Source organism: Streptomyces sp. NPDC002870, from assembly GCF_042888505.1.
Lineage (GTDB): Bacteria > Actinomycetota > Actinomycetes > Streptomycetales > Streptomycetaceae > Streptomyces.
The window spans coordinates 75,188-81,473 of sequence record NZ_JBIAPW010000040.1 but is presented as its reverse complement, the minus strand read 5'-3'; the positions used below and the strand labels follow the sequence as shown (position 1 = coordinate 81,473).

Sequence of the window (6,286 nt, the reverse complement as noted above, 5' to 3'; positions counted from 1 at the left end):
AACTTCGCCCGAGCACGGTTCACTTCGTGTGCGTCCACACCCCCAACATGCCCCCAAACACGACCAAGAGGAAGACCTAACGGAGTCCTACTAGTCCAGGGCCAGGCTTCTCAGCACCAGACCCGTCGCCGGCTTCGGGCCGAACGACGTGGACTTGCGGGGCATCGTGACACCTTCGCGGGCGAGATCCCGTACGACCTCCTCCCGTACCGGATGCATCAACACCGCCGTACCGCCGCGGAGTTCGGCCTGCGTTACGGCCGCCTCGGTGTCGTGGATGTACGAGATGTGTTCCGGGGTGTCCGGAATCCGCCAGATGGCGTCCAGGAGCGTCGAGTGCAGGACCGTGGCGTCGAGCGTGCGCCACGCCTCGGGGCGGTCGGCGCGCACCGTGCGCGACAGCAGTTCCGGGTCCGGACGGTCGACGAGGTGGAAGGCGCCGTCGCCCGCGAGGAGGAAGGCGTTCCCGTCGGCCGCCGCGTCCGCGAGGGCCTCCAGCGCTTGCGGGAGCGGGAGGTCCAGGCGCTGGACGTGGAAGGAGCCGGACAGCGCGGCGAGCGCCTCGGAGACCCGGAGGCGGCGCAGCAGACGGTGGATGGCGCGGACCCGCAGCGGGTAGCGGGCCGTGTCGATCAGCAGGACGAGGCCGTAGTTCCAGGGGCCGTGCGAGGAGTGTTCTTCGCGCAGCCGCAGATACGTCGCCCAGCGGTGGTGGCCGTCGGCGATCAGGGCCTGACGGTCGGACAGGTCGGCGCGGATCTCGGCCAGATCGGCGGGGTCCGTCACCGACCACAGGCGGTGGCTGAAGCCGTCCTCCGTGGTGGTGGCCAGCAGCGGGGAGCGCAGGACGGTGCGTTCGATGACCGCCGTCGCGCCGGTCGCGATGCCCATGCTCCGGTAGGTGAGGAGCAGTGGTTCCAGGTTGGCGGCGGTGGTACGCATCAGGGCCGCGCGGTCCGCGACGATGTCCGGCATCACGTCCTCGTGGGGGAGGACGACGCCTTCGGACGGTTCGGACAGCGCGAGCGCCCCGATGACGCCGCGCTGCAGGATGTCGTCCTGGCGCTGCTCGTACACGTACAGCGCCGGCTCGGGGTCCGCGGCCAGGATGCCGTCGGCCAGCCAGCGGGTGAGGGTTTCGGCGGCCTGCTGGTGGCGGGCCGGCGCGGTGGCCGCCTGCGGGAGGATCAGCCGGACGATGTTGTGGGGGTCCGCCGACTCGAGGTGGAGCAGTCCGTCGGGCCTGACGACGACGTCGTACGGCGGCGAGGTCACGGCGGCGAGGCTGCCGACCCGCTCGGGGACATAGCGCAGTCCACGGAACGGAATCAGGTGCAGACCGTCGTTGGCCGCGGGACCTTCGTTGTTCATTTGTGCATCGTATGTGGGTACGCGGATGAGCGATGATCGGGGGAGCGGAACCGAGTGAGGAGCACAAGCGAATGAGCCAGCAGAGCAGAAACCGGCCGAGCGGAAGCGCGACGGCGCTGAGCGAGGCGTACGACACGGCACTGCTCGACCTGGACGGCGTGGTGTACGCGGGCGGTGAGGCGATCGCGTACACCGTGGATTCGCTGCTGACGGCACGGGAGCGGGGAATGCACCTCGCGTATGTGACGAACAACGCGCTGCGGCCGCCCGACGCCGTGGCCGCGCACATCACCGAGCTGGGTGTGCCGACCGATGCGTCGGACGTCATCAACTCGGCGCAGGCGGTCGCCCGGTTGATCTCCGAGCAGGTACCGGCCGGGTCCCGGGTGCTGGTGATCGGCGGCGATGGACTACGCGTCGCGCTGCGCGAACGGGGTCTTGAGCCGGTGGAGTCCGCGGACGACGACCCGGCGGCGGTGGTGCAGGGGTACGGCGGTCCTGATCTGGCCTGGGGGCGGTTCGCGGAGGCGTGTTACGCCATCGCCCGGGGTGTGCCGTGGTTCGCGTCCAACACCGACCTGACGATTCCCAGCGCGCGAGGGATCGCGCCCGGCAACGGTGCGGCCGTCGAGGTCGTACGGATCGCGACGGGCGCGGAGCCGCAGGTGGCCGGGAAGCCGCTGCCGCCGATGCACAAGGAGACGATCCTGCGGACGGGCGCGCGCAAGCCGCTGGTGGTGGGGGACCGGCTGGACACGGACATCGAGGGCGCGTTCAACGGGGGCGTGGACTCGCTGCTCGTACTGACCGGGGTGACCGACGGCGCGCAGTTGCTGGCCGCGTCGCCCGAGCACCGGCCGACCTATGTGGACGCCGATCTGCGCGGCATGCTGACCGGACAGCCCGAAGTGGCCGGGGCGGACGGCGGGTTCACGTGCGGCGGGTGGACCGCGTCCGTACGCGACGAGCAACTGGCGCTCGACGGCGAGGGGGAGCCGCTGGACGGGCTGCGGGCGCTGTGCGCGGCGGCGTGGACGCAGGCGGGGGACGGCTCCTGCACGCTGGATGCGGGCAAGGCGTTGTCCAGGCTGGGGTTGTAGGCCGCGTAAGGACGGGTTTGATCGATGGGAGGGTAGGCTAACCTAACCTCGTGTTGGTCGACAGTCCCCCCGAACAGAGCGCGGAGCCGATATCCGCAGCTGCTTCCCGAAAGCGCCACGCGGTGCGCGCCGCCGGGCTGCTGGTGTCCATCGGCCTCCTGCTGCTGGTCTGTGTCGCGAGCATCGCCGTCGGTGCCAAGTCGATTCCGCTCTCCGACGTGTGGCACGGCCTGTTCCACAACGCCGGCGCCGGCAATGACGTCATCGTCCACGATGTGCGCGTGCCGCGGACCCTGCTCGGTCTGATCGTCGGCGCGGCTCTCGGCCTCGCGGGCGCCGTGATGCAGGCATTGACGCGCAACCCGCTGGCCGAACCCGGACTGCTCGGTGTGAACGCGGGAGCGTCGGCCGCCGTCGTCTCGGCCATCAGCTTCCTGGGCGTCACATCGCTCACCGGCTATGTGTGGTTCGCGTTTCTCGGCGCGGCCGCCGTCTCCGTTGTCGTGTACGTCCTCGGCGGCAGCCGCGGCGCGACTCCGGTACGGCTCGCGCTCGCCGGGACCGCGGCCACTGCCGCGCTCTTCGGCTACGTCAACGCCGTACAGCTGCTGGACGCCGCCGCTCTCGAACGGCTGCGGTTCTGGACGGTCGGCTCGCTGGCCTCGGCCGACATGGCGACGATCGGCAGGGTCGCACCGTTCATCGGCGTCGGCGTGGTGCTCGCGCTGCTGCTCGCGCGGCCGCTCAACGCCATGGAGATGGGCGACGACACCGCCCGCGCGCTCGGCGCGCATCTGAACCGTACGCGCGCACTCGCGATGCTCACCGTCACGCTGCTGTGCGGGGCGGCCACCGCCGCCTGCGGGCCGATCGTCTTCATCGGGCTGATGATCCCGCACCTCGTGCGCACCATCACCGGACCCGACATGCGGTGGATCCTGCCGTACGCCACCGTCCTGTCGCCCGTCCTGCTGCTCGGCGCCGACGTCGTCGGCCGGGTCGTCACCCGCCCCTCCGAGCTGCAGGTCGGCGTCGTCACCGCGCTGATCGGCGGGCCCGTCTTCATCCATCTCGTACGCCGCAAGAGGATGGCCCAGCTGTGAAGGCAGTGCTGTGTCCTCCCGGGAGACGCCGCACCCCAAAGCGGCTCCGCCGCGGGCCGGACCCCCGGCAGGACAGACAGCCCCGACGACCTGCCCGGAACGCCGTGCGAGGGAAGTCCCAGTGAAAGCGATACGCACCCCCGGTGGGCTCTCCGTACGGGTCGATCCGAGGGCGGCAGCCGTCGTCCTGCTGCTCGCCGCCGCCGTCGCGGCCGCAGGAGTCGTACTGATCGGCAGCGGCGACTTCCCGATCCCGCCCGGCGAGGTCATCGCCACGCTCCTCGGAAACGGCACCCAGGCGCAGGAGTTCATTGTCCGGGACCTGCGGCTGCCGCGGGCGCTCGTCGGACTGCTCGTCGGCGCCTCGCTCGCCCTCAGCGGCGCGATCTTCCAGTCCATCTCCCGCAATCCGCTCGGCAGTCCGGATGTGATCGGCTTCGGGCAGGGCGCGACCGTCGGCGCGCTGAGCGCGATCGTGCTCTTCGACGGCGGGGCGGTCGGGGTGGCGGGGGGCGCGGTCGTCGGCGGAGTGGTGACCGGCGTCGCGGTCTACCTGCTGGCGTGGAAGCGCGGCGTGCACGGCTACCGGCTGGTCCTCGTCGGCATCGGCATGGCCGCCATGCTCACCGCCGCCAACCACTATCTGGTGACCAAAGCCAGCCTGGTCGACGCCAGCCGGGCCACGCTGTGGATGACCGGCTCGCTCGACGGCCGCGACTGGGCCCAGGTCTGGCCGCTGCTCGGGATGTGCGCCGTCCTGGTGCCGCTGGTGTTCGTGTACGGGCGCCCGCTGCGGATGCTGGAGATGGGCGACGACGCGGCGTACGCGCTGGGCGTCCCGGTCGAGCGCACCCGCGTGGTGCTGATGGGCTCGGGCGTCGTGCTCATCGCGGTCGCCACCGCGGCCGCCGGGCCGATCGCCTTCGTCGCACTGAGCGCGCCCCAGCTCGCACGCCGGCTGACCCGCTCGCCGGGACCGAACCTGGCCGCGGCCGCGTTGATGGGCGCCGCGCTGCTGCTGATCGCCGACTGGACGGCCACCACCGCCTTCGGCGAGCGCCAGCTGCCGGTCGGTGTGGTGACCGGAGTGCTCGGCGGCTGCTATCTGCTCTGGCTGCTGGTCACCGAACGCAAGGCGGGACGCATATGAACCTCGTGAACCCCGTGAACCCCCGATCCAGGAGTACGGCCCCTATGCAGCGCCTCACCGCGGAATCGGTCACCCTCGGCTACGACCAGCGCGTCATCGCCGAGAACCTCTCGGTGGAGATCCCCGACAACTCCTTCACTGTGATCGTCGGCCCGAACGCCTGCGGAAAGTCGACTCTGCTGCGCGCCCTGTCCCGGATGCTCAAGCCGACTCAGGGCCGGGTCCTGCTCGACGGGCAGGTCATCCACTCGCTGCCCGCGAAGAAGGTCGCCAAGACGCTCGGCCTGCTGCCGCAGTCGTCGATCGCGCCGGACGGGATCACGGTCGCCGACCTGGTCGCGCGCGGCCGCTATCCGCACCAGGGACTCCTGCGCCAGTGGTCGCCGGAGGACGAGCGGATTGTCGAGGAGTCGATGACCGCGACCGGAGTCGGCGAACTGGCAGAGCGCTATGTCGATGAATTGTCCGGCGGGCAGCGGCAGCGCGTATGGATCGCGATGGCGCTGGCCCAGCAGACCCCGCTGCTGCTGCTCGACGAGCCCACGACGTTCCTCGACATCCAGCACCAGCTCGAAGTGCTCGACCTGTGCGCGGAGCTGCACGAGACGCAGGGGCGGACACTCGTCGCCGTACTGCACGACCTCAACCAGGCTGCCCGCTACGCGACGCACCTCGTCGCCCTGCGAGACGGGAAGGTCGTCGCAGAGGGCGCGCCCGCGGATGTGGTCACCGCCGAGCTGGTGGAGCAGGTCTTCGGGGTGAAGAGCCAGGTCATCGACGACCCGGAGTCCGGGACGCCGCTGGTGGTGCCGGCGGCCCGGAGGCGCGGCGCTACAGCAGTGTTCTGAGGCGCAGCAGATCGCGGAAGCCGGCCTCGAGCCTGACCCGGCCCGATGCCCAGGCCTTCGCGAAGTTCAGCTCGCCGTCGACCATCGCCACCAGGTCGTCGCCATTCATCGCCAGGCGGATCTCCGCCCTCTCGCGCGGCGGACCCGGGAAGGTGTCGGCCACCGTGATCCGGCCGTCGTCGAGACGGCCGGTGAAGGTGATGTCGAGATCCTTGATGTGGCAGCTGAGGGATCGGTCGAGCGCGGCCGCACCACGCACGTCGCCGTCCGCATGGGCCAGGTTGTCCGAGAGTTTGTCGAGTGCGGCGCGGCACTCTTCCGTTGTCGCCATCGTGATCGACCGTACCTCAGGGCTTCGCGATAGCGTCTGGGCATGAGCGACTCGATGCCGGGCCCGGAGATCCAGGAGCAGGGGATCCACGGGGCGCCACAGAGCCCTGAGCCCGGGAGCCCCGAGCCCGGGAGCCCCGCGTCTGCGGCGGCCCCCGCCCAGGCGTACGAACCCGCCGCGCCCGCGGCCCTCGGCGTGCAGCGCGTCCCCACAGGCGACGCCGGCGTGGACGCCCAGCTGGAGCGGCTGGCCGACGCGGACCACCTCCCGGCGGACGGACACCTCGAGGTGTACGAGGATGTACACAGGGCGCTGCGCGACGCGCTGACCGCGCTCGACGCACGCCCCCAGCCGACACCCTCGTACAACCACAGGAGCTGAAC

The 6,286-nt window shown here is 71.0% G+C and carries 7 protein-coding genes; 5 read left to right on the top strand and 2 right to left on the bottom strand.

The window, feature by feature from the left end; all coding sequences use genetic code 11:
• Positions 1-90 precede the first annotated feature (90 nt).
• Complete coding sequence (locus ACFYWY_RS33205; RefSeq protein ID WP_389193540.1) at positions 91-1,371, bottom strand: DUF1015 domain-containing protein; 1,281 nt, start codon at positions 1,369-1,371, stop codon at positions 91-93.
• A gap of 71 nt (positions 1,372-1,442) precedes the next feature.
• Here ACFYWY_RS33205 and ACFYWY_RS33200 point away from each other — a divergent pair, with 71 nt between their 5' ends.
• The 4 genes from ACFYWY_RS33200 to ACFYWY_RS33185 all read left to right on the top strand — a co-directional run bounded on the left by ACFYWY_RS33200 (position 1,443) and on the right by ACFYWY_RS33185 (position 5,572).
• Complete coding sequence (locus ACFYWY_RS33200) at positions 1,443-2,471, top strand: HAD hydrolase-like protein (protein WP_389193537.1); 1,029 nt, start codon at positions 1,443-1,445, stop codon at positions 2,469-2,471.
• 50 nt (positions 2,472-2,521) lie between these two features.
• On the top strand, positions 2,522-3,574 hold the full coding sequence (locus ACFYWY_RS33195) for a FecCD family ABC transporter permease (RefSeq protein ID WP_389193534.1): 1,053 nt from the start codon (positions 2,522-2,524) through the stop codon (positions 3,572-3,574).
• Between the two features lie 121 nt (positions 3,575-3,695).
• Positions 3,696-4,724: a FecCD family ABC transporter permease gene (locus ACFYWY_RS33190; RefSeq protein WP_389193532.1), complete on the top strand. Its 1,029-nt coding sequence runs from the start codon at positions 3,696-3,698 to the stop codon at positions 4,722-4,724.
• Between the two features lie 44 nt (positions 4,725-4,768).
• Positions 4,769-5,572 (top strand): ABC transporter ATP-binding protein, encoded by an 804-nt coding sequence (locus ACFYWY_RS33185; protein ID WP_389193529.1) that lies wholly within the window; start codon positions 4,769-4,771, stop codon positions 5,570-5,572.
• On the opposite strand, the gene ACFYWY_RS33180 is transcribed toward ACFYWY_RS33185, so the two are convergent.
• Positions 5,556-5,903 (bottom strand): SCP2 sterol-binding domain-containing protein, encoded by a 348-nt coding sequence (locus ACFYWY_RS33180; RefSeq protein WP_389193526.1) that lies wholly within the window; start codon positions 5,901-5,903, stop codon positions 5,556-5,558. The genes ACFYWY_RS33185 and ACFYWY_RS33180 overlap by 17 nt on opposite strands.
• A 42-nt stretch (positions 5,904-5,945) precedes the next feature.
• Here ACFYWY_RS33180 and ACFYWY_RS33175 point away from each other — a divergent pair, with 42 nt between their 5' ends.
• Positions 5,946-6,284: a hypothetical protein gene (locus ACFYWY_RS33175; protein WP_389193523.1), complete on the top strand. Its 339-nt coding sequence runs from the start codon at positions 5,946-5,948 to the stop codon at positions 6,282-6,284.
• Positions 6,285-6,286: the final 2 nt, after the last annotated feature.

What these genes read in the sequence shown, in the direction of transcription:
- ACFYWY_RS33175 (WP_389193523.1), top strand. Translation starts at nt 5,946, where the DNA reads ATGAGCGACTCGATGCCGGGCCCGGAGATCCAGGAGCAGGGGATCCAC.
- ACFYWY_RS33185 (WP_389193529.1), top strand. Translation starts at nt 4,769, where the DNA reads ATGCAGCGCCTCACCGCGGAATCGGTCACCCTCGGCTACGACCAGCGC.
- ACFYWY_RS33205 (WP_389193540.1), bottom strand. Translation starts at nt 1,371, where the DNA reads ATGAACAACGAAGGTCCCGCGGCCAACGACGGTCTGCACCTGATTCCG.
- ACFYWY_RS33180 (WP_389193526.1), bottom strand. Translation starts at nt 5,903, where the DNA reads ATGGCGACAACGGAAGAGTGCCGCGCCGCACTCGACAAACTCTCGGAC.
- ACFYWY_RS33200 (WP_389193537.1), top strand. Translation starts at nt 1,443, where the DNA reads ATGAGCCAGCAGAGCAGAAACCGGCCGAGCGGAAGCGCGACGGCGCTG.